This is a genomic window from Mesorhizobium vachelliae (genome assembly GCF_033977325.1).
Taxonomy (GTDB): domain Bacteria; phylum Pseudomonadota; class Alphaproteobacteria; order Rhizobiales; family Rhizobiaceae; genus Mesorhizobium; species Mesorhizobium vachelliae.
This window is the reverse complement of the sequence record NZ_JAVIIR010000001.1, coordinates 329,926-352,610: the sequence shown is the minus strand read 5'-3', so window position 1 is coordinate 352,610 and position 22,685 is coordinate 329,926. Positions and strand designations below refer to the sequence as shown.

General features: G+C 63.9%; 17 protein-coding genes. 4 read left to right on the top strand and 13 right to left on the bottom strand.

All coding sequences use genetic code 11. The features are described 5' to 3' along the window. Nucleotides 1-101 precede the first annotated feature (101 nt). Nucleotides 102-1,322, bottom strand: a complete 1,221-nt coding sequence (locus RFM41_RS01755) for a lytic murein transglycosylase (RefSeq protein ID WP_320245806.1) — start codon at nucleotides 1,320-1,322, stop codon at nucleotides 102-104. A 237-nt stretch (nucleotides 1,323-1,559) separates the two neighbouring features. On the opposite strand from RFM41_RS01755, the gene galU reads away from it, so the two are divergent. Next, the gene (galU, locus tag RFM41_RS01750; protein ID WP_320245805.1) at nucleotides 1,560-2,465 is read left to right on the top strand and encodes a UTP--glucose-1-phosphate uridylyltransferase GalU; all 906 of its coding nucleotides are present in this window, start codon (nucleotides 1,560-1,562) and stop codon (nucleotides 2,463-2,465) included. A gap of 70 nt (nucleotides 2,466-2,535) precedes the next feature. Here galU and RFM41_RS01745 read toward each other — a convergent pair whose 3' ends face one another. Then, the gene (locus RFM41_RS01745) at nucleotides 2,536-4,338 is read right to left on the bottom strand and encodes an outer membrane beta-barrel protein (RefSeq protein ID WP_320245804.1); all 1,803 of its coding nucleotides are present in this window, start codon (nucleotides 4,336-4,338) and stop codon (nucleotides 2,536-2,538) included. A 160-nt stretch (nucleotides 4,339-4,498) separates the two neighbouring features. Between RFM41_RS01745 and RFM41_RS01740 the strand changes: the two genes are divergently transcribed. Continuing rightward, nucleotides 4,499-5,500: a KpsF/GutQ family sugar-phosphate isomerase gene (locus tag RFM41_RS01740; RefSeq protein ID WP_320245803.1), complete on the top strand. Its 1,002-nt coding sequence runs from the start codon at nucleotides 4,499-4,501 to the stop codon at nucleotides 5,498-5,500. Between the two features lie 50 nt (nucleotides 5,501-5,550). Here RFM41_RS01740 and RFM41_RS01735 read toward each other — a convergent pair whose 3' ends face one another. The 11 genes from RFM41_RS01735 to RFM41_RS01685 all read right to left on the bottom strand — a co-directional run bounded on the left by RFM41_RS01735 (nucleotide 5,551) and on the right by RFM41_RS01685 (nucleotide 18,600). Next, entirely contained in the window at nucleotides 5,551-6,015 is a 465-nt protein-coding gene (locus RFM41_RS01735) for an NfeD family protein (protein ID WP_320245802.1), read from the bottom strand. A gap of 29 nt (nucleotides 6,016-6,044) precedes the next feature. Further along, entirely contained in the window at nucleotides 6,045-6,995 is a 951-nt protein-coding gene (locus RFM41_RS01730) for an SPFH domain-containing protein (RefSeq protein WP_320245801.1), read from the bottom strand. Between the two features lie 237 nt (nucleotides 6,996-7,232). Further along, on the bottom strand, nucleotides 7,233-8,297 hold the full coding sequence (gene hemH, locus RFM41_RS01725; RefSeq protein ID WP_320245800.1) for a ferrochelatase: 1,065 nt from the start codon (nucleotides 8,295-8,297) through the stop codon (nucleotides 7,233-7,235). 142 nt (nucleotides 8,298-8,439) lie between these two features. Then, nucleotides 8,440-10,557 (bottom strand): 5'-nucleotidase C-terminal domain-containing protein, encoded by a 2,118-nt coding sequence (locus RFM41_RS01720; protein WP_320245799.1) that lies wholly within the window; start codon nucleotides 10,555-10,557, stop codon nucleotides 8,440-8,442. A gap of 190 nt (nucleotides 10,558-10,747) precedes the next feature. Then, the gene (gene omp10 / locus RFM41_RS01715; RefSeq protein ID WP_320245798.1) at nucleotides 10,748-11,122 is read right to left on the bottom strand and encodes an outer membrane lipoprotein Omp10; all 375 of its coding nucleotides are present in this window, start codon (nucleotides 11,120-11,122) and stop codon (nucleotides 10,748-10,750) included. Nucleotides 11,123-11,207: 85 nt separating this feature from the next. Beyond that, complete coding sequence (locus RFM41_RS01710) at nucleotides 11,208-12,653, bottom strand: homospermidine synthase (RefSeq protein ID WP_320245797.1); 1,446 nt, start codon at nucleotides 12,651-12,653, stop codon at nucleotides 11,208-11,210. Between the two features lie 132 nt (nucleotides 12,654-12,785). Next, complete coding sequence (locus tag RFM41_RS01705) at nucleotides 12,786-13,715, bottom strand: heme-dependent oxidative N-demethylase family protein (protein ID WP_320245796.1); 930 nt, start codon at nucleotides 13,713-13,715, stop codon at nucleotides 12,786-12,788. Nucleotides 13,716-13,750: 35 nt separating this feature from the next. Beyond that, the gene (locus RFM41_RS01700; RefSeq protein ID WP_320245795.1) at nucleotides 13,751-14,413 is read right to left on the bottom strand and encodes an aminotransferase class IV family protein; all 663 of its coding nucleotides are present in this window, start codon (nucleotides 14,411-14,413) and stop codon (nucleotides 13,751-13,753) included. Next, nucleotides 14,362-15,507 carry an aminodeoxychorismate synthase component I gene (locus RFM41_RS01695; RefSeq protein WP_320245794.1) on the bottom strand — a complete coding sequence of 382 codons (1,146 nt, stop codon included), beginning with the start codon at nucleotides 15,505-15,507 and terminating at the stop codon, nucleotides 14,362-14,364. Before RFM41_RS01695 ends, RFM41_RS01700 begins: the two co-directional genes overlap by 52 nt. Nucleotides 15,508-15,718: 211 nt before the next feature. Continuing rightward, nucleotides 15,719-16,405, bottom strand: a complete 687-nt coding sequence (locus RFM41_RS01690; RefSeq protein WP_320245793.1) for a helix-hairpin-helix domain-containing protein — start codon at nucleotides 16,403-16,405, stop codon at nucleotides 15,719-15,721. A gap of 356 nt (nucleotides 16,406-16,761) precedes the next feature. Beyond that, the gene (locus tag RFM41_RS01685; RefSeq protein WP_320245792.1) at nucleotides 16,762-18,600 is read right to left on the bottom strand and encodes a M3 family oligoendopeptidase; all 1,839 of its coding nucleotides are present in this window, start codon (nucleotides 18,598-18,600) and stop codon (nucleotides 16,762-16,764) included. Between the two features lie 159 nt (nucleotides 18,601-18,759). Between RFM41_RS01685 and RFM41_RS01680 the strand changes: the two genes are divergently transcribed. Together RFM41_RS01680 and RFM41_RS01675 are read left to right on the top strand one after the other, a co-directional pair. Then, the gene (locus RFM41_RS01680) at nucleotides 18,760-20,304 is read left to right on the top strand and encodes a sigma-54-dependent transcriptional regulator (protein ID WP_320245791.1); all 1,545 of its coding nucleotides are present in this window, start codon (nucleotides 18,760-18,762) and stop codon (nucleotides 20,302-20,304) included. 378 nt (nucleotides 20,305-20,682) lie between these two features. Beyond that, nucleotides 20,683-22,542, top strand: coding sequence for a peptidoglycan L,D-endopeptidase MepK (locus RFM41_RS01675; RefSeq protein ID WP_320245790.1), 1,860 nt, complete (start codon nucleotides 20,683-20,685; stop codon nucleotides 22,540-22,542). Nucleotides 22,543-22,685 lie beyond the last annotated feature (143 nt).

Genomic DNA, 22,685 nt, shown 5'->3' with positions numbered 1-22,685 from the left:
TCTTAGAGCGGCTCAGCTTTTCACAGAACGCCGGTCCGCTCCAAGCATCTTAGTTAGGCAATTCCGAACGGAAACCGCTCCTCGGATTGCGCTAGACGGCCCTACTGCTTGCGCAGCCATTTGAGCACTTCCAGGCTTGGATAGCCATCCTGGGTCAGGCCGACCTTGGCCTGGTAGGCCATGATGGCGGCCTTCGAGCCGTCGCCGATCTTGCCGTCGAACTTGCCGTCATAATAGCCATGCTCGGAAAGCCGCTTCTGCAACTCCTGCCGCTCCTCGAAGCTGAGCTTGGTGAAGGGCCGCTGCCAGTCCTGCACCAGGCCGGTGCCGCCGGCGATCTCATCGGCGAGCAGGCCGACAGCCAAAGCGTATTTGTCGGCATTGTTGTAGGCCTTGATGACCGAGAAATTCCTGATCATCAGGAAGGAGGGCCCGCCCCGGCCGTCCGGCACTTTCAGCGTCGCCTTGTCGGTCAGGTTCCTGAACGGCTTGCCGTTGGCCCTGACGACGCCGAGCGCCTGCCATTGGGCGATCGTCTTTGCTCCGCCGGGCAGCTTGCCCGCCGGGATGGTGACCTCGTAGCCCCAGGTCTTGCCGGCCTGCCAGCCGTTCTTCTTGAGCAGGTTGGCGGAGGTTGCCAGCGCGTCGGGGATCGAATTCCAGATGTCGCGCTTGCCGTTGCCGTCCATGTCGACCGCATAGCGCTGATAGCTGGTGGGGATGAACTGGGTCTGGCCCATCGCGCCGGCCCAGGAGCCCATCAGATGGCTCTCGTCGATGTCGCCGGTCTGCAGGATCTTCAGCGCCGCGATCAGCTGGGTGCGGGCATATTTCGAGCGCTTCTGGTCGCCATAGGCGAGCGTTGCCAGCGAACGTATGACGTTGCGCATGATGTCGTCGCGCTTAAGCGTTTCGCCATAATTCGATTCCATCGACCAGATGGCCAGAAGGATGTTGCGGTCGACGCCGAACCGCGCCTCGATGCGATCGAGCCAGGGCTTCCATTTCCTCGCCATCGCCTTGCCGTTGGCGACCGATTGGTCATGCACGCGGTTGTCGAAATAGTCCCAGGCGGGCGCGGTGAATTCCGGCTGGGTGCGGGCCTTTTCCAGCACGACCGGGTCGGGCTTGATGCCTCTCATGGACTGATCGTAGACAGCGCCCGAAACGCCGCCCGCCACCGCGGTGGAGCGGAAGCCCGCGACCCACTGGCGGAACCCGGCGTCGGCGAAAGCGGGGCCGGTGGGCACCAGCAAGGCCAGCGTGAGGCCAGCGGCCGTCACCAGTGCCGTCAGGCGCCTCGCGGTGTTGCGAACGGACATCATTTCCTCCTTCGTCAAATCAGGAAGGATCATTCAACGCCGAACCGGGTTAGTATTTAGTTTACCATAGGTGCCGCCGGGAACGAAAAGAGGTATCGCGGCTTTAGCTCTCACATTTACTGCTCGCCGTTAGTCCAACATTCCGGCATGAAAATGGAATTCCGGCGCGAAATTCTCGGGGGGGATTGCGGAGCGTGCCGCCGAGCGGATAATTGGCCGAAAAGCAGGGGTGTCAGCATGAAGCGCGTTCGCAAGGCAGTTTTCCCGGTGGCCGGGCTCGGCACGCGGTTTCTTCCGGCCACCAAGGCCATCCCGAAGGAAATGCTGACCGTCGTCGATCGGCCAGTCATCCAATATGTGGTCGACGAGGCGCGCGATGCCGGCATCGAGCATTTCATCTTCGTCACCGGGCGCAACAAGACGGTCATCGAGGATCATTTCGACGTCCAGTTCGAGCTCTATGATACGCTCGCCCAGCGCGGCAAGGACGACCAGCTCGCCCGCCTGCAGCGGCTGCAGCCGGCGCCGGGGCAGACGAGCTTCACGCGCCAGCAGGTACCGATGGGCCTCGGCCACGCCGTCTGGTGCGCCCGCGAGCTGGTGGGCAACGAGCCGTTCGCCTTGCTTTTGCCGGACATGATCATGCAGTCGGAAAAGAGCTGCATGAAGGACATGGTCGAGCTCTATGCCGAGACCGGCAACAACATCATCGCCGTGCAGGAATGCGATCCGGCGGAAGCGCATAAATACGGCATTGTCGGCCGCGGCGAGGACACCCATCACGGCTTCCGCATCACCGGCATGGTGGAGAAGCCGAAACAGGGCACCGCGCCGTCCAACCTCTTCATCAACGGCCGCTACATCCTGCAGCCGGAAATCTTCGGCATCCTGGAAAGCCAGGAACGCGGCGCCGGCAATGAAATCCAACTGACCGACGCGATGCTGAAGCTGGAGAAACAGCAGCCCTTCTACGGCTATCACTACAAGGGGCGCACCTTCGATTGCGGCTCGCCGGAAGGTTTCGTCGAGGCCAATGTCGCCTTCGCGCTGTGGCGCAGCGACATGAACGCAAGCATGGCGGGCGTCATCCGCACGCTGCTCGATGAGGTGCGGCCGGTGGAGCGCCGCGGCGCGGCTTCTTAGGTTATCGGCCAAGGCCAACCGAGCTTCGTCATTCCGGGTCTACGGGTCCGCCCGAGGATGACGAGGTGCGTCAGCGCTGGACCTTCAGCCCGAGATAGACGCTGTTGGCCGTATAGTCGCGTCCTGGCAGGTTGCTGGTCAGCTTCTCTGTCCGCACCTTCGTGGTGAGGCCGGCATAGCGGTTCAGCCACCAGGTCAGCCCGGCCTCGGCGCTCAGGATCATGTCGTGGCCGTCGGAGCCGGTGTAGTCGCGCCAATCGAGGCCCAGCGCCGAGTTCGCGGTCAGATTGGCGCGGATTTGGCGCTCGCCTGTCAGCCGGCCGGAGTAGAGGATGTCGCCGCTCTGGCCTGCCGTGGTGGTGGTCTCTACTTCGGTCTTTCCGGTGAGCCCGATCGTGGTGCCGCGTTCGGGCGACCATTTGAGATCGGCATTGATGGACGGCCCGGCGATTGCCGGAAGGCGGCTGTCGTCGAGCGCCTCGCGCAACCAGCCGACGGAGAATTCGCCCGATAGCTTCTCGCCCATATCGAGCTCAAGGCCGGCGCGCGCCCCGAACCGCTTCGAGGAGCGCTCAAAGCCATCGGTATCGAGACGCTGGTCATAGACCCTGCGGCCGAGCTCCACTTCCGTGAAGGGCGTCAACGCCGGCGAGATCTCATAGCCGGTGCGCAAAGTGGCGGTGTAGAGCGTGTTGTTGCGATCTTTCTGCGATATCGTGGTGCCGTCGGTGAGCTCGGCGTCACCATAGAAGTCATGCGAGACTGCGCCGGTCAGCGCGTAACGCATCTTGCCGACACTCTTTTCGAGGCCGAGGCTGCCGTCTAGGGTCTGGCGCAGCGGCTGTTGGTTGACGCCGGCGATCGCATCCGGTGAGGAAGCCGATTCCGGTGCCGCCTCATAGCCGAGCTTGGCGATGGCACGCAGCTCGTTGTCGAGATCGACATTGAGCTGGCCTTCGATGCGGCCCTGCGCATCATTGATCTTTTCGCCCGAGACGCTGTTGCGGAACTGGCCGTAGCCGGTGATCAGGGCCGAATTCTCGCGCCAGTCGGAGGTCGCGGTGAATCGCAGCGCCGTCTCGGACAGAACGGCGGATTTGCCGGTGCTGCTGGAATCGGCGTTGGACGTTGCCGTGAAGCCTTGCTCCAGCGTCGGCCGGAAGACAAAGGTGCCGATCTTGACGCCGGGAGCAGCGAAAGGATCTTCCTCCGGCTTGACCTTCTGTCCATCGATCGATCCGGTACGCTCCTGGCCCGGGTCGAGCTTCTGCTTGTCGACGCTGTCGATGGTGACGGCGCGACGGTTGCTGCCGTCGTCGTCAGTCGCCACTGTGTCGGCCTGGCCGCCGTTGGCGGTGGTCGCGGCGGTGGTCGTGCCGTCGGTGGCCTCGCCCGCCTTCTTCTTGGCCTTCTTCTTGTCGGCGGTCTTGGTGTTCGCCTTGGCATCAGTCTTGGTGTCCTGAGCGCGCCGATTGGCCGTCGAGGACCGGCGTGGTTTTGCCGGCGTCGTCGTATCGGCCAATGAATCGTCTGTTGCCTGGGGCTGGTCGAAGATGCTGTCCGCCGCGCCGGTCGCCTGATCGTCATCGGGAACGGCGCCGGGGCTTGCCGGCTGGTAGGTCGTCGGTGTCGTGTCCTGGGCGGTGGCGTCCGCGGGCGCGTTCTGATCCAGCGACCCTTGCGCCCGCAACTGCCTGGCCTTGCGCTGCTGGTCGGCAAGTATGGCCGATTCGGAGACCTCGCCGCGCAACTCGGTTTCCTGCGAAAATGCAGGCGCCGGGCGCAGCATCGCAAGCGCGCTTGCCGTCAGCAGCAGCGCTGCGACGGCAATGCCCTTCCGACCGATTTTCGTTTCAGGCTGGCCCCCGGACATCGTCACCACTGCTTGCGCGGCGCGGTTGCGCCATACTTACCGAACCGTAAATGCGGATGGTTAACGGAGGGTTGAGAGAGCTGCCTCAGAGCCCCTCCAATCGGAGGCTTAAGGCAATTCTGTTGGACAGGGGCGCGGCAAAGCGCTAATCGCTTCGCCCATGCACGCGGGGTCCCCAGAAAGAAAGCGGCCGGACAGGCAGGCTGCGATCGAATCGGCGCTGAGAACGGTGGCGACGGAGCAGGCCGGCGTGGCGGCCCTTGCCGCCGCGCTGACAAATGGACTGGCCGAGCCCTTCGCGGCGGCGATCGACCTGATTGCGCGGATCGACGGCCGCGTCATCGTCACCGGCGTCGGTAAGAGCGGCCATATCGGCTCCAAGATCGCCGCAACGCTTGCCTCGACCGGCACGCCGGCCTTTTTCGTCCATCCGGCCGAGGCCAATCACGGCGATCTCGGCATGATCGCCCGGGATGACGCCATCATCGCCATGTCCTGGTCGGGCGAGAGCAAGGAATTGATGGGCATCGTCGCCTATTCCAGGCGTTTTTCTATTCCCTTGATCGCCATCACCTCAGGCGAGAGCTCGGCGCTGGCGCGGGCCGCGGACGTGGTTTTGCTGCTGCCGGTCGTGCCTGAGGCCTGCCCGCACGGGTTGGCGCCGACGACCTCGACGCTTCTGCAGCTGGTTATGGGGGATGCGCTGGCGATCGCGTTGCTCGAGGCGCGCGGTTTCACGCCCGATCACTTCCGAACCTTGCACCCAGGCGGGCAGCTTGGCGCCAATCTGACCCTGGTGTCGGAGATCATGCGGACCGGCGACCAGATTCCGCTGGCCCTGCTTGGCACGAAGATGCCGGAAGCGGTGATGACGCTGTCGCAGAAGAAAGTCGGTTGCGTCTGCATCGTCGACACCAGCGGCAAACTGGTTGGGATCGTCACCGACGGCGACGTCGCGCGCAATCTGCATCGCAATCTCGCTGACGTGACCGTCGATGAGGTCATGACCCGCACGCCCAAGACGATCGATCCGCAGACGCTTGCGGGCACGGCGATCGCCATGCTCAATGATTACAATATCGGCGCGCTGGTCGTGATCAAAAATAAGATGCCGGTGGGCGTGGTTCATTTCCACGACCTGCTGCGCATTGGCGCAGCCTAAATCCGGTTGATTTCAGGTTGAACTGACCTGAAATATCGCTTCGTCTCGATTTAGATTGCCTCGACGGTCAGCTCCAGATCGGTATCCGCTGCTCCCGTCACGCGCACCTGCGCGCCGACCGGCAGGTCGGGACCGGAGACGCGCCACAGCGTGTCGCCGAGCCGGATGCGGCCGCGGCCGTTCTTGATCGGCTCGGCCAGTGTCGCCGTGCGGCCGATCATCTGCGCGCCGCGGCGGTTGAGCAGCGGCTGGTCGACCGTGCCCTGCCGGCTGACGGCGATCTGGCGGCCAACATAGGCCGAAACCAGGGCCAGCACGAGGAAGGCCAGGACCTGGATCTGCCAGGTCCAGAAGGCGGCGTCCCAGATCGCCAGCGACACCGCGCCGACGATGAGGGCCGCGATGCCGATCCACAGCATGAACACGCCGGGCGCCACGACTTCCATCACCAGGAGCACGATGCCGAGAACCATCCAGTTCCACGGGCCGAGTTCCGAAACGATGTGGTCTATCATTGACGTTCTCCCACCCAGACGGCGTCACATCAGTTGTCGCTGGGCTTGACGACCGGCGGGCGGGATGCCTGCCGCTGCGTGCCGGAAGAGCCATCGCCCTTGAAAACTTCGCGGGCGATCTCGCCGATGCCGCCCAGCGTGCCGATGAGGGATGAAGCCTCAAGCGGCATCAGAACGATCTTGTTGTTGGGCGCCGAGCCGATCTTGGACAGCGCCTCGGTGTATTTCTGGGCGACGAAATAGTTGAGCGCCTGTACGTCGCCCTTGGCAATGGCTTCCGACACGACCTGGGTCGCCTTGGCTTCGGCTTCCGCCGAGCGCTCGCGCGCTTCGGCGTCGCGGAAGGCGGCTTCCCTCCGGCCCTCGGCCTCCAGGATCTGCGACTGCTTCAAACCCTCGGCGGCCAGGATCTGGGCGCGCTTGTTGCGCTCGGCCGTCATCTGGCGGCCCATCGATTCAATAAGGTTGGCCGGCGGATTGATGTCCTTGATCTCGACGCGTGTGATCTTGATGCCCCACGGATGCGCCGCCTCGTCGACGACGCGCAGCAGGCGCTCGTTGATGGCGTCGCGGTTGGACAGCAATTCGTCGAGGTCCATCGAGCCCATGACGGTACGGATGTTGGTCATGGTGAGGTTTAGGATGGCGTTCTGCAGGCCGGAGACCTGGTAGGCTGCCTGCGCGGCATTGAGGATCTGGTAGAAAGCGATGCCGTCGACACCGACAATTGCATTGTCGCGGGTAATGATTTCCTGGCTCGGAACATCCAGCACCTGTTCCATCATGTTCATCTTGGCGCCGATGCGCTCGAAGATCGGGTTGATGATGTTCAGGCCGGGGGTCAGCGTCTTGGTGTAACGGCCGAAGCGCTCCACCGTGTAGTTGTAACCTTGCGGCACCGTCTTGATGCCTTTGAAAAGAAGGATGATGACCAGGAAAACAAGAACAATGATGGCAATGTCGAAACCGCTGAAACCCATTTCGTTTCTCCCTCAAAGGCGGCGACCTCACGGAATCACTTAAGTGTGTTTCCGAAGCGTTACAATCAGGTGATCGCTAATATTGGTTAGCGGCGGGTTTTGCGCAGCGTTTCGAGCTAAAGCGCGTCGCGCTGAAACGGATTCGGTCGACGCGCTTTAGGTCTTTGTCTTTATGCATGTCGTTGTCCCAGAACCGCTGCACACTTCTGGGCGACATGCATTGGTCGGTGAAGCCGGTCACACCCAGCCGGAAAGCTCGCGCCGCACCAGCGCCTCAACCACCGCCATGCCCTCGGCGCTGTCGTTGAGGCAGGGGATATGGGCGAAGTTCCTGCCGCCGGCGTGATGGAAGGTTTCGGCCGCTTCACGGCCGATCTCGTCCAGCGTCTCGATGCAGTCGACGGAGAAACCTGGATTGACGACGGCGATGGACTTGATGCCGTCCTTGGCCAGTTTCTCGACCGTGACGTCGGTATAGGGCTGCAGCCATTCCTGCGCGCCGAAACGCGACTGGAAGGTGGTGATGAGCTTCTTCTCGTCCCAGCCGAGCCTTGCCCGCAGCAGCCGCGTCGTCTCCAGGCAATGCGCCTGGTAGGGGTCACCCTTGTCTGAATAGGGCTTGGGAATGCCGTGGTAGGAGGTGATTACCACTTCAGGCACGAAATCGAGCGTCGCGATGTGCTGCTCGATCGAACGGGCGAGCGCCTCGATATAGACCGGCTCGTCATAATAGGGCGGCACGCTGCGGATCGCCGGGGCACGCCTGATCTTCATCAGCGCGCGGAACAATTGGTCGTTGGCCGTTGCCGTCGTCGTCGCCGAATATTGCGGGTAGAGCGGGAAGGTGAGGATGCGGTCGCAGCCTTGGTCCACCAGTCTTTGGGCGACGCTTGCCGTCGAGGGATTGCCGTAGCGCATCGCCCAATCGACCACCACATCCGGCAGGTCGGCAAGTGCGGTGGCCAGTTTCTGACCTTGAGCGCGGGTGAACGTGCGCAGCGGCGACTCGTTCATCTCCCGGTTCCAGATACGGGCGTAGTTGGCGCCGGACTTCTTCGGCCGGGTGGTCAGCACTAGCCCGTAAAGGATCGGGTACCAGATCGCCTTGTTGAGCTCGATGACGCGCGGGTCGGAGAGGAACTCCCTGAGATAACGCCACATCGGCTTGAAGCCGGTGCCATCGGGTGTGCCGAGATTGACGAGCATGATGCCGATCTTGCCCGGCCTTACCGGCGCGGCGTCCGACGGCTGCAGGCCGGCGGCTTTCGCGGTTCTGGCATCGGTGGGGCTGGCAAGCATCATCAACAGTCTCCGGTGGCGCCGCGAAACTAGCGATGCCCTGCCGGGTTTCAATGCCGCGTCTGGCCGCACCTTATCGTGTTTAGGCCTGGAAAAGGAACACCCGCCGGGTTGCCGGGCGGGTGTCATGGCTTCCAATGATCGACTACTTCGCTGCCGGCGGAATGGTCAGCGTCGCGCCGAGCGGCAGGCGCCGCGGCTTGTAATCCTTGTTAGCTTCGGAAATGACTTTCCACTTGGTGGCGTCGCCATAGGCTTTCTTGGCAAGGTCCCAATAGGTATCGCCGGCGGCGACGGTGTGGCTGGTTTCTGCCGACTTCGCTTCAGCGGGCTTGGCCGGTTCGGCGGCGGGAGCAGGGGTTGCCGGGGCAGCCTCGGCAGGCTTTACCGGTTTCGCGGCGGGCGCTGTGGGCGCCGTCTCAGCCGGCTTCGCGGTCTCGGCGGGCGCGGTCTGGGCGGTTTCAGCCGGAACGGCTGGCGGCGTGCCGGCAATGTCGCTGGAACCGGAAGGCAGGGCCGGCATCGCCGGTTCGCTGTTTGCCGGCGCAGCCTCGGCTGGTTTTGCTGCCTCGGCGGCCGGCGCCTGGGTGGCGGCGGGAGCGGTTGCGGCAGGCTTTGTCGGTTCCGCAGGCTTGGCCGGTTCGGCCGCTGCCGTCGCAATCTCGGTGATGCGACCGTCAAGCTTGGGCGTGTAGGGCCGATGCGCGCCGAGATAATCGGCCACCACCTGCTCCAGGCCCGGGCCGTAGTCATAGGCGTCCGTTGCCTTGTCGGCGAAAACCTTGTAGCCGTCGCCGCCCTGGCGGACATAGTTGTTGGTGGCGACGAGATACTGCCTGTCGGGATTGATCGGCGTCCAGGCGCCGTTCTCCATCACCTCGACCGATTTGACGCGGCCGGCATTGGGCGCGACCGACTTGTCGAAGGAATATTTCAGCCCGGCGACCTGCGGGAAGCGGCCGGCGCCGTCCTCGACCTGGCTGAGGCCGCTTTCGAGGCCTGCAACCAGGTCCTTGCCGGAGATATTGAAGGTCGCCAGCGTGTTCTGGAAGGGCAGCACGGTCAGCACCTCGCCCATGGTCACCGTGCCCTGGTCGATCGAGGCGCGCAGGCCGCCGCCATTGGAGATGACGATTTCAACGCCCTGGCCCTTGGTGCGGTCGAGGATGGCGTCGGAGACGAGATTGCCCATCTCGCATTCGCGCGCGCGGCAATTCTCGCGGCTGCCGTCGATCGCCTTGGTGGTCTCGGCCACCTCCTTGTTCTTCAGCGCCTCGATCGGCGCGCCGAGCTCCTTGATGCGGGCAAGCACGGCGGGATCGGGCGTGATCGACTTGTCGAGATAGATCGGGGCGCCGCTGGCTTCCTTGACGACGCCGTTGTCGTCGAACACGACCTTGAACTCGCCGAGATATTTCGAATAGGACGCCGCCTGCACGACCGGCACCTTGTAGCCGTCGGGGTTGTCGACCATCGTCGGATAGGGACCCTCGGCCTTCGGGTCCGTGTTCGATAGAAGCGTGTGGCTGTGGCCGCCGACCACCACGTCGATCCCCGGGATCTTGGCGATCACGTCGCGCTCGCGCCGGTAGCCGATATGGGTGACCGCGATGATCTTGTTGATGCCTTGCGCCTTGAGCTTCTCGACCTCGGCGGTGATCGCCTTGACGTCGTCAGCAATGGCGATGTTCGGACCGGGCGAGGCGAGTTCCGGCGTGTCGTTGGTGACGGCGCCGATGATGCCGATCTTCTGGCCGCCGACCTCGACGACGATCGACGGCTTGATCTTGTCCTTGGCGCCGGACTTGTCGTTGGGCACGACATTGGCGCTGACGATCGGGAATTTCGCCTTGTCGAGGAACGGCACCAGCGCGGTCTCGCCGTCGTCGAATTCGTGGTTGCCGAGCGTCACCGCGTCGGGCTTGATCTGATTGAGGAATTCCTCTTCCGCCGCACCCTTGTAGGTGGTGTAGAAGAGCGATCCCTGGAAGCTGTCGCCGGCATTGAGCAGCAGCACGTTCTGGCCTTCGAGCTTCTTGCGCTCCTGGGCGATCGCCGTGACCAGCCGGCCGGCGCCACCGATGCATTCGCCCTTTGTCTCCTCGTCGGCCGAGCAGGTCGACTCGTATTTGTTATTGCCTTCGATGCGGCTGTGCCAATCGTTGAAATGCAGGATGTTCAGTGTGTAGTCGGCAAACGACACGCCCGCCGACAGGCCGAGCGCTGAAACCGACAGGGCTAGGATGGCGGCAATCTTCTTCATCTTCGTCTCCCCGATGAGCTGACCTGGAACGTGCTTAAAGCCCTTGCTTGACTGGAAAATAACAGTCAGCCTCGGGTCATGTTCACATCGGGTTCCGGTCGATGCAAGCATAAATCAGGGAGATGTTTGCCGGCACAAAAAAGGACGGCGGCTCGCGCCGCCGTCCTTTTCAAGGAGACATTCGCCAGCCTCAGGCCCGGCGCGTCAGCACGAAGTTCTGGCCGCTGGCGCTGGTGCAGTTGAGCTGGCTGGTGGAGACCATCAGGCAGTTGAAGCTGACCGGCGTCTGGCGGATCAGCGAGGTACCGTGGATCTCGACCGAGGTTGCTCCGGTCAGGGTGTAGCTGCCTTCCGACAGCTTCTGGCCGGTGTCGGTGGCGACGGTGGTGAACTTGCCGCCCGCGAAGGTCGACAGGCCGGTGCCCTTGGCGTCGATCCAATTACCCTCGACGCCCTTGGGGGCCGCCATGGGCGGGGGTCCCGAGGGGCCGGTGGTGGTGCAGGCGGCCGCAGCCAGCAGGCTTGCCGCGGCGCCTGCCGAAAGCAGTTTGCGCGCAATGGTCATTCTGAAAATCCTCTCCTCAGTCCGCTCCTTTCAATCGCCCGATTTCCGGGCGATTGCAAGGCGGTCAGGGCTGTGAGGCTGGTTGCTATCGGACCAGGATGTTGCGGAACTGCCACGGGTCGTCCTTGTCCAGATCCTCGGGGAAGAGGCCAGGCCGGTTATCCAGAGGCGTCCAGTCGGTGTAATAGCCTCTGACCGGTCCGAGATAAGGCGACTGCACTTCCAGGCAGCGCCGATAGTCCGTCTCGTCGGCCTCGACGATGCCGGCCGTCGGATTCTCCAGCGCCCAGACCATGCCGGCGAGCACCGCCGAGGTCACCTGCAGGCCGGTGGCGTTCTGGTAGGGGGCGAGCTTGCGCGCCTCGGCCAGCGAAAGCTGCGAGCCGTACCAATAGGCGTTCTTGTCATGGCCGTAGAGCAGCACGCCGAGCTCGTCGATGCCGTCGACCAGCTCGTTCTCGTCAAGCACGTGGTGGACCGGCTGCGGCTTGCCGGCGGCGCCGAACATCTCGTCCAGTGACAGCAAGGCGTCGTTGCAAGGATGGTAGGCGTAGTGACAGGTCGGGCGATACTGGACCTTGCCCTTCTTCGAGCGCACGGTGAAGAAGTCGGCGATCGAGATCGACTCGTTATGCGTCACCAGGAGGCCGTATTGCTCGCCTGGCGTCGGGCACCAGCTGCGCACGCGCGTGTTGGCGCCGGGCTGCTCGAGAAAGATCGCCGCCTTGGAGCCGTGCTTGTGCTTCTTGGCGTTCTTCGGCATCCAGTTTTCATGCGTGCCCCAGCCGAGCTCGGCCGGCTGCAGGCCTTCCGAGATGAAGCCTTCGACCGACCAGGTGTTCCAGAACACGTTCATCGGCTTCGGCTTCTTCGTGCGCTGGGTGTCGCGCTCGGCGATGTGGATGCCCTTGACGCCGGCCTTTTTCATCAGTCTGGCCCAGCCCTCGCGGTCTTCCTGCGCAGGTTCCAAAAACTCGAGACCGAGATCGGTGGCGAGGTTGACCAGCGCCTTCTTGACGAACCACGAAACCATGCCGGGGTTGGCGCCGCAGGTGGAGACCGCTGTCGGGCCGCCAGGCTTGTCGTGCTTTTCCTTGATCAGCGCCTCGCGCAGCGCGTAGTTGGTACGGCTGGCATTGTCGGCCTCGGTATCGAAATAGAAGCCGAGCCATGGCTCGACGACGGTGTCGATGTAGAGCACGCCGAGCTTGCGGCACAGTTTCATCAGGTCCACCGAGCCGGTGTCGACCGACAGGTTGACGCAAAAGCCCTGGCCGCCGCCATTGGTCAGAAGCGGCGTCAGCAATTTCTTGTAATTCTTCTCGGTCACCGCGTCCTGCATGAAGGTGATGCCGCGCTCGTCGAGCAGCTTGCGGTCGGTGTCGCGCGGGTCGATGACCACCATGCGCGACTTGTCGAACTTGAAATGGCGCTCGATCAGCGGCAGCGTTCCCCGCCCGATCGAACCGAAGCCGATCATCACGACAGGACCGGTGATTTCACCGTAAACGGGCCAGTTTTCATTCGCCATTTTTTCGCACACTCCTTCAAACACGCGCAAAACCGGGCGCTTTTCGCCCGACGGCCAAGCGCTACACCACAGATCATTGTCATAAACCAGCGAAAAGCGCCAATCGCCGGCCAGGCCAGCTTGGCGCCTTGGTTAAGGCGTGCAGGCCATGCCGCTGAGGAATTCGACCAGCCGGTCGCGGTCGGCGGTCAGGCCCTTGTAGTCGAGTTGTTGCCGGTCGAGGGCCAGGAGCTGCTCCGCGAAGGAGGCCGCCAGCGCCGTCCGGTCCGGATGCCGGACGAGCACCTTCAGCGGATCGAGATGGATGCGGATGGTGAAGAGGATGTCGCGCGACGTTGGCAACTTGCGCAGCGTCTGGCGTTCGACGCGGATGAAGGCATGGGCGTCGACATCGCCGTCGGGGAAGCGGCTCGGGCGGTTCGTGGCGCGGTCGATGCGCTCGACATTGGAGAGCGGATGATAGAGCGCATCATTGGCCTGGATCGACCAGTTGAAGCGCTCGACCGCCTGGCCCTGCAGGCCATCGAACATGCGGTTGATTAGCTCGGCCGGCCGCGTGCCGGGTCCGAATCCAGGCACGGGTTCGTGGATCTGCTGCAGCGGCTTGCCGAATTTTTCCTGGAGCGACCAGGACGAAGGGAAGCAGAGCGCACCGGCCGCGAGCCGCCAGCCGCGCTCGTCGCGACGCATCAGGATCAGGTCTTCCTGGACGAGCAGCGAAGCCTTTGCGAGCGGCGCCTCGCGCAGGGCAGGGGGCAGCCTGTCGATCGTCCCCTCGAAACCGACCGGCTCGGCTCCGTTGCCGCGGTGCGTGCCAGGATGCGCGGCTTCGAGATGCGCGACGAGCAGGTCGAGCACCTCGCGCTGAGCCTCGCGTGTGCCGTCTTCCTCGACAAAGACCTTTTGCGGGATCTCCCGGTAAAGCCGCTGCTTTTCTGCCAGATGCGGCAGAAGGAACTCGTCGACCTCGATCCAGCGGTCGAAGTCGAGCGGCTTCAGCCCGATGGAGAAGAGTTTCGAGGACCCGTCATAGGGCGTATGGGTCGGCTGGCGAATGGTCATGCGTTCTTCAAACAGAAAATCGTTGTCGGCTCCAGTCAGCCGAGCGTCGCAGGGATCAACCCGCGCAGCGAGTTGCCGACGAAGATCGCCTTCGCCGCCTTCAGGTCGTCGAAGCTGTAGACCGCTTCCACGGCGCGGCCTTCGTCCAGAAGCTCGCCGCGCAATATCCCAGGCAAGAGGCCGCAGTCGAGGCGGGGCGTGGCGAGCGGGCCGTCGCCGAAATCAGCGAAGAGATTGGTGATCGTGCCCTCGCAGAGCTCGCCGCGCTCGTTGGCTAAAAGCACTTCGTCGGCGCGCGTGGCGAGATATTCGGCACGCGCATGCGTGTAGACCTGGCGCAGGCTTGTCTTGTGGCGCAGCAGCGTGTTGGCGGAATCGAGACGAATGCGCGCCAGTTGCAGCCGCCAGACCTTGTCGGCGGGCAGCGGTTCGTAGGCCTGAGCGGCGGCCGTCGCTTCGCCATTGCGCTGCAAGGCAAGGCGCACGCGCAAGGCAACTCCGTGTCCGTCGACGGCGCTCGAAAGCACCTGGCCGATCCGCACCGGATCGCAGGTGAAGCCGAGTTCGGTGGCGGACGCGTAAAGCCTTGCAAGGTGGCGCTCGAAGCGCAGGAAGCCCGAGCCCGGCTCCCAGCGCATGGTCTCGATCAGCTCGAAGCCGGCACCGTTCCCGTCGCGAAGCGCGCTTTCAACAGACACTCCCGATACTCCTCCTCGGCGGTGGAATCGAAGACGACGCCGCCGCCGACATTGTAGACGGCCTCGCCGCCGGCAAAGAGCGAGATGGTGCGGATCGCCACCGAAAAACGCATCCTGCCGCCTGGCGCGATCCAGCCGATGGCGCCGCAATAGACGTCGCGCGGTGCGTCTTCCAGCTCGTGCAGGATTTCCATGGCACGGATCTTCGGCGCGCCGGTGATCGAGCCGCAGGGAAAGAGCGCTGCGAAGACTTGGCGGATGCCGATACCGGGCAGAAGCTTCGCCCGCACGCGGCTCACCATCTGGTGCACCGTCGGGTAGGTCTCGATGCGGAACAGTTCCGGCACGTCGAGCGTGCCCACTTCGCTGATTAGGGAGATGTCGTTGCGCAACAGGTCGACGATCATCCGGTTCTCGGCCTGGTTCTTCTCGTCGTTGCGCAGGAAGGCCTTCAACCGCGCGTCTTCTGCCTTGGTCGCGCCGCGTGGCGCGGTGCCCTTCATCGGGTGCGTTTCGATCATGCCGTCGGCATCGATCTCGAAGAACAATTCGGGCGAGCGCGAGAGCACGATCGGATCGCCGAGCGAGACCAGCGCGCCATATTTGACCGGCTGGCGTTCCGTCAGCGCGTCGAAGGCGGCGAGCGGATCGCCGGACCACTGCGCCCGGACCGGGAAGGTGAGGTTGCCCTGGTAGCAGTCGCCCTTGCGGATGTGGTTGTGAAGGCGCGCGAAGCGGCCGGCATAATCCTCGGCGGACCATGTCGCCCTGGCATCGAAGATCGGTCCGTTGCTGGCCGATCCCGCATTTTGCGGCACGGCCCGCTCGTCGGGCGCATCGAAGACGCCAAGGCAGACCAACGGCGCGCGGCGGCCGTCGGGCAGCAGCGGCACCAGCTTCGGCTCGAGCAGGTAACCGGCTTCGTAGGAGAAATAGCCCGCCAGCCATTTGCCGGCGTCCGAGGCAGCCTGCGCTCTCTCAAGCGCCGGCGCGAACTCGTCCGCATCGTTCGCGACGATGATCTCGCGCGGCCGGTCGAAGACCAGCTGACGAGCGGTCGCGTCGTTGCGGAAAATGGCTGCGGGCAGGGACATGAGCCTTGGATGCGGTCAATCTCTTTGTTTGGCGCAATTTCGAACGGAAAACCGCTACACACTTTTCCTGAAATTGCTCTAAGTCGACCGCTCTATATGGGGGCTCGGCGTGGCGCAATCGAGGGAGCGGCGTCGGGCGGCGCAAAGGCGGCTGGCCCAAAAAAAGACGGCGCCCGTGGGGCGCCGCCCTCGCGCCTACCAAGCGGATTATTTAGGTGTTGCTTGCGGTTCCGGCCGTCGGGAACTGGCGGGCGAATTCGGCCTCGTTGCCGGCTGCCAGCAATTTCGCCTGCTCGATCCATTTTTCGCGCGCGATGCGGCCGTCGAAATTGAGCACCTCCTCGACGCGTTTGACGTCGCCGTCGGTCCAGGCTGCGATCTGGGCATAGGTGGTCACGCCCAGGCCCTTGAGCAGCCTCTCGTTGACTGGCCCGATGCCGATGAGGCGGCGCAGATTGTCGGCGTTGCCTGTCGCAGCCTTCGGTGCGGCAGTTTTCTTTGCCGCCGTGGCTGCCGCTTTCTTGGGCGCCGCGGCCTTTGTTGCCGCCGGCTTCTTCGCGGCGGCCGACTTCGCCGGAGCGGCCTTTGGCGCTGCCGATGTCGCGGTCCCGGGGGTCGACATCAGCGCCGCCGGCGCCGGCGTGGCGGCCTTGTCGGCGCCGCCCTTGGCGGAAGGCGTATCGCGCAGCCGGCTTTCGAGATCGGCGCGGGCGCGGCCACAGGCGTCGAGCTCGCCCTTCAAACGATCGCTGTCGGCGCGCAGCCTGTCGCGCTCGCTTCGCGTGCGGTCGAGATCGCCCCGCAAGCTGTCGAGCTCGCCGCGCAAGCGGCCCCAGATGAACCAGCCAACCAGGATACCCACAACGAACGCCAGGAGGATATAGAAGAAAGTGCTCATTTCCCTCTCCAGTCCGATCTGTCGGCGGAGGCCCGGAAAGGCGAGCGCACGCCAAGGATCGTCAAAGGTTCCGCGATTGGCGGAACCGCCGGCTTCAATCGAGCCATCGACGTTCGGGCTTGTCCTGAGCCGACAGCCATCATCGCATTCGCCGTAGCGGCGCGACCGGCCATCTCTGGCCTGCGCAATGCGTCCGGCTGAGCTTGAGGCCGGACGCTATCATATGGCTTGTCGAAAGCCAGTTGAAAAATGCACCGGAGAGTTATTCAAGAACAGCTATTTAGGGCAAGAATAGATTCTTGCTAATATGCGTCCTGGCTAAACTATTGAGGCTGATATGCACGCCGTTGTTGTCATCAATTGTCCAGCGCTTCCAACTCGTCGATAAGCGAACCGATCACGCCAAGGCCGATCTGCCAGAAAGCGGGATCGGTGGCGTCGAGGCCGAAAGGCGCCAGAAGCTCGGAGTGGTGCTTCGTGCCGCCGGCCCTCAGCATCTCGAAATACTTCTCCTGAAATCCGCGCTCGGCATTCTGGTAGACGGCGTAGAGCGAGTTCACCAGGCAGTCGCCGAAGGCATAGGCATAGACGTAGAAAGGCGAGTGGATGAAGTGCGGGATATAGGTCCAGAAGACCTCATAGCCCTCGCGCAGCTTGATCGCCGGCCCCAGGCTCTCGGCCTGCACCTCCAGCCAGAATTCGCCGAGCCTGTCCGAGGTCAGCTCGCCGTTCTTGCGCTCGGCATGCACCTTGCGCTCGAACTCGTAGAAGGCGATCTGGCGCACGACCGTGTTGATCATGTCCTCGACCTTCTGGGCGAGCATGGCTTTGCGCTCGCGCTTATCGCCGGTCTGCTCGAGCAGCGAGCGGAAGGTCAGCATCTCGCCGAAGACGGAGGCGGTTTCGGCCAGCGTCAGCGGCGTCGAAGCCATCAGCGCGCCCTGGCCGGCGGCCAGCACCTGGTGCACGCCATGGCCGAGCTCATGCGCCAGCGTCATCACATCGCGCGGCTTGCCCATGTAGTTGAGCAGCACGTAAGGATGCGCCGACGGCACCGTCGGATGGGCGAAGGCGCCGGGCGACTTGCCCGGCCTGACCGGCGCGTCGATCCATCTGCGATCGAAAAAGCCGCGGGCGATTTCGGCCATGTCGGGCGAGAAGCGCTGATAGGCGGAGAGCACCGTGTCCCTGGCGTCGTCCCAACTGATCACCGCCTGCGGCGTCTCCGGCAGCGGCGCGTTGCGGTCCCAATGGTTCATCACCTCCATGCCGAGCCAGCGCGCCTTCATCGCGTAATAGCGATGCGACAGCCGCGGATAGGCCTCGCGCACGGCCGCGGCCAGCGCGTCAACCACCTCGCGCTCCACGCGGTTGGCGAGGTGGCGCGAGTCGGCGATATCCTGGAAGCCGCGCCAGCGGTCGGAGATTTCCTTGTCCTTGGCCAAAGTGTTGGTGATGAGGGTGAAGGTGCGCAGGTTCTTGCGGAAGGTCGCGGCGAGCGCCTCGGAGGCGCGGCGGCGCACCTCGCCATTGGCATCCTGCAACCGGTTGAGCGCCGGCTCCAGCGTCAACTCCTCGCCGTCGACGTCGAAGCGCAGGTCAGTCATCGTCTCGTCGAACAGGCGGTTCCACGCGCCGCGACCGGTGACCGATTTTTCGTGGAACAATTGCTCGACGCGATCCTCGAGCTGGTAGGGCTTGTCCTTCCTGAGGTCGAGCACCCAGGGCCGGTAGTGGCCGAAGGCCTTGTCGGCGGCTAAAGCGCTTTCGATCGCCGCATCGTCGATCAGGTTGAGCTCGAGCGCGAAGAACAAAAGATGCGCGCTCGCATCGGTCATCTTCTCCTGGACGTCACCATAGAGCTTGGCGCGCTGCGGATCGGCGGTGTTGCCGGCATAGACGAGGCCGGCATAGGAGACGATGCGGCCGATCAGTTCCTCGAGCGCCTCATAGGCTTTCAGCGCCTCGCCCAGCCGGCCGGCGCCGCCGCGCCCGGCTTCCGCGGCAAGCGTGCCTTTCCAGCGGGTCTCGAAAGCGATGGCGTCGCTGGCCGCCTTGGCGATGTCGCGCTTCAACTCGGGCGCTTCCATGCCCGGATAGAGATCGGCGAGATTCCATTCCGGCAGCTCGCCAAGTCCCGCGGCGCCCTGGCCGGACGTTGGCGCCGCAAACCGCCGACCAAACATCATGCGCATCAACGATACCTTTTTTGAACCAAGGGGCCAGAATCAATGGGAAAGGAGAAGCCGGTCAAATCCTAAGGAATTCGTTCACCGGGTTTTTTGAAACCTTATTTAGAACCCTGTGCCAAGATGATCCATGGGGATTTTCTCGGGCGGACGACTCAAACAGTCATGACAGGTTCCATACTCATAGTCGATGACGATCCGGTGCAACGCAGGCTGGTCGAGGCCGCGTTGACCAAGTTCGGCCACAGCGCGATCGTCACGGATAGCGGCGAGGCCGGCCTCGATGTGCTCGACGGGCCTAACGCGCGCGAAGTCTCCGTCGTCATTCTCGACCTCGTCATGCCCGGCCTCGACGGGATCGGCGTGCTGAAGGCGATGCGCGAGCGCGCCATCAACATTCCCGTCATCGTCCAGACGGCCCAGGGCGGCATCGAGACGGTCGTCTCGGCGATGCGGCACGGCGCCTTCGACTTCGTCGTCAAGCCGGCGTCGCCCGACAGGCTGCAGACGGCGATCTCCAACGCGCTCAAGGTGGAAGCCGTCGAGGACGAGATGAAGCGCGCGTCGCGGCGACGCGGCGGCGGCCATCTCACCTTCAAGGACATGATCACGCGCAGCCCGGCAATGGACCGGGTGATCCGCCTTGGGCAGAAGGCGGCGGCCTCCAACATCCCGATCCTGATCGAAGGCGAGTCCGGCGTCGGCAAGGAACTGGTGGCGCGCGCCATCCAGGGCAGCGGCGACCGCCGCTCGAAGCCCTTCGTCACCGTCAATTGCGGCGCCATCCCGGACAATCTCGTCGAATCGATCCTGTTCGGCCACGAGAAGGGCTCCTTCACCGGCGCCACCGAGAAGCACACCGGCAAATTCGTCGAGGCGAATTCCGGCACGCTGTTCCTCGACGAGATCGGCGATCTGCCGCTCGACGTCCAGGTCAAGCTGCTGCGCGCCGTGCAGGAAGGCGAGGTCGATCCGGTCGGCGGACGCTCGACCGTCAAGGTCGACATAAGGCTGATCTCGGCCACCCACCGCAACCTCCTGCAGCAGGTCAAGGACGGCAAGTTCCGCGAGGATCTCTTCTACCGGCTGAACGTCTACCCGATCTTCGTGCCGCCGCTGCGCGACCGCCGCGACGACATTCCCTATCTTGTCCGGCATTTCATGGAGAAGGTCGCTCCGACCGATCCGCGCCGCCGCCTTGCGGGCATATCGGCCGCGGCGCTGGCGATGCTGCAGGCCTATGACTGGCCGGGCAACATCCGCCAGCTGGAAAATGCGGTCTTCCGCGCGTCGGTGCTTGCCGAGGGTGATGTGCTGACCGAGGAGGAATTCCCGCAGATCCGGGCGCAGGTGGAAGGAACGGTCAATCTCGGAGCGGAACCGGCATCCACCGTCGCCGAAACGGTTGCCGACATGTCCCGGCAGGATGAGACCGTTGCCGACGCAACCGGCGCTGCCATGCCCGACAGCGAAGCGCCAGCCAGGCCGCAGCCGCGTTTCGGAACGCTTCGTGCGCTCGACGAGCGCGGCAATGTGCGGGCGCTGGCCGATGTCGAGCTCGAGATGATCAAGCTCGCGATCGACCATTACAATGGCCAGATGAGCGAAGTCGCCCGCCGGTTGGGCATCGGCCGCTCGACGCTCTATCGCAAGTTGAAGGAATATGGCATTGATCCCGAAGCTGGCCGCGTCGACCGGCTTGCCTCATGAGGGGCAAGCCCCGAGCCAGCTTGCCTGCCTAAAATCCGAGTCAAATTGTCGCTTTTGACGTGAAAACACAAGGTTTTCAGCGGCTGGCGCTGCTGGGGATCACGCATTAACGCTAACGGTAACAGATCGTGTTCTGGCCGAGGCCGGATTCTTGATCTAAACCAGCGGTTTACCACGAAATGCTGTGCATCATTTTTGACGGGATATCGCCACGGTGTTACCGCATTTCGGCTTCAATAAACGATGATTAACCATTAGGATCGATATTCGGATGTGAAAACCACGCATCCGTTTGGTCAAATCCGGGGACAAACGGCAGCCTGAAAGCCATTTGATTTGAACAAAATCGAACGACACAAAAACGGGCGGCATTTTGAGATGAGCGTCTGGCCAAAGTGGCTGACGTTCGTGATTCTCGCCGTCGGGTTTCTGTCCGCTGCGACATCGGGCGCCAGGGCGGAGGTGCGTACGCTCAAGCTCTATCACCTGCACACGCACGAAAAGGCCGAGATCGTCTACAAGCGCAACGGCCGCTACGATCCGGAAGGCCTGCGCAAGATCAACATCATCCTGCGCGACTGGCGCCGCAACGAGCCGACCAAGATGGATCCGCGGCTGCTCGATCTCGTCTGGGAAGCCTATCGCGAAAGCGGCGCGACCGACTATATCCAGGTCGTCTGCGGCTATCGCTCGCCGTCAACCAACGCGATGCTGCGTTCGCGCAGCCGCGGCGTCGCCGAGAAGAGCCAGCACATGCTGGGCAAGGCGATGGATTTCTACATCCCCGGCGTGCCGCTGAAGAAGCTGCGCAACATCGGCCTCAAGATGCAGGGCGGCGGCGTCGGCTATTACCCGACCTCCGGCTCGCCCTTCGTCCACATGGATGTCGGCAATGTGCGCCACTGGCCGGGCATCAGCCGTCAGGAACTGGTCAGCCTGTTCCCGAACGGCAAGACGCTGCATGTGCCGAGCGACGGCAGGCCGCTGCCTGGCTATGAGCAGGCGCTGGCTGCTTATCAGGCGCGTAAGGGCGCCGGCACGCCCAATATCGAACTGGCCAGCGCCGGTGGCTCCACCAAGCGGTCCGGCGGCCTGTTCGCCTGGTTCCGCGGCAGCGGCGCCGACGAGGCCGACGACGAGGCCGATGACAGCGCTCCGGCGCCGCAGCAGAAAGCTGCGAAGCAGGTCCAGGTCGCGAGCGCCGCCCCGGCCCGCACCAGCAATCTTCCGGGTATCGCCATCGTTTCGCCGAAGGATGCCAAGCGCGCCAACATCCCTCAGATCGCGGATGACAGCGCCGACGATTCGCAGCAGCCTGAGCAAGATAGGCCGGAGACGATCATCGCCGCCCTGCCGCCCAAGGAAATCCCGCTGCCCGATTTCGCGCCGCGTCCGAAGGCCGATGTCGGCCAGCAGACGCCGCAGAACGTGCCGTTTGCCATGGCGGATGCCTCGGCGACGACCGAGCAGGCAGTTTCGACGGCACAGGCGCCCGTGCCGGACAAGGTTCCGTTCGGCGCAGCCAGCGCCGCCGAGGCCGCGAGCACCGATCCGGCGCAGGTGGCGGTGAACAACATCCCGCTGCCGACCTGGCGTCCCGACCGCTCGACGCCGGCGGAACTGGCGCCGAAGGATAAGAACGTGCTTCTGGCGCTGGCCGAGACGGCTTCGCAGGACAAGAGCGCCACCGACGCGTTCTCCGTGCTGCCGACCGCACGGCCGCAGCCCGGCAAGCAGGATGAGGTCAAGGCCGTTCTCGAACAGGCCAATGCCACCGTCGGGGCCGATGGCGGCGGCGCCGAATACCAGCTCGCGTCGCTGACCGAACCGGAGCCGCGCTCCGCCTTCAACGATCCGTCAGGCGTCGATGCGGCCTCGCCGCGCCAGGCCATCGCCGCTCTCCCGGCCGGGACCGACCCCGCGCAGGCGATCGGCGGCGGTGTGAAGACGACGGCCAAGGAAGGCAGGGCGTCCGCCCACGATCTGAAGCCCGGGCCCAAGGCCATGGTGGTGGCGACGCCGCCGCAGGCCGCGCGCTGGGCGCTGGGCAGCGGCGTCAACATTGCCTCCGTCTCCGACCCGACGACGGCGCCGCGCTATGCCTACAACATCGTGCACACGCCGCCGAGCGAAGTCTACACGGCTGGTTTCCAGGCGGATGACCAGGTGCCCGACGCAAGCCGTTTCACCGGCAACGCGGTGAAGTTCCTCTCGGTCGCGCGCTTCCAGACGAAATAGGCGAGCCAGCCTGGCCGCCGCAAAGCCGCGTTGGTCACCAGCGCGGCTTTGTCTTTTGAGGCATGTCTCCCGAAAGTGGGGTTTCGGGATGAAGATATGCGTAAAATCGAAAACCTAAAGCGCAGGGAGCGGATCTGAAAGAT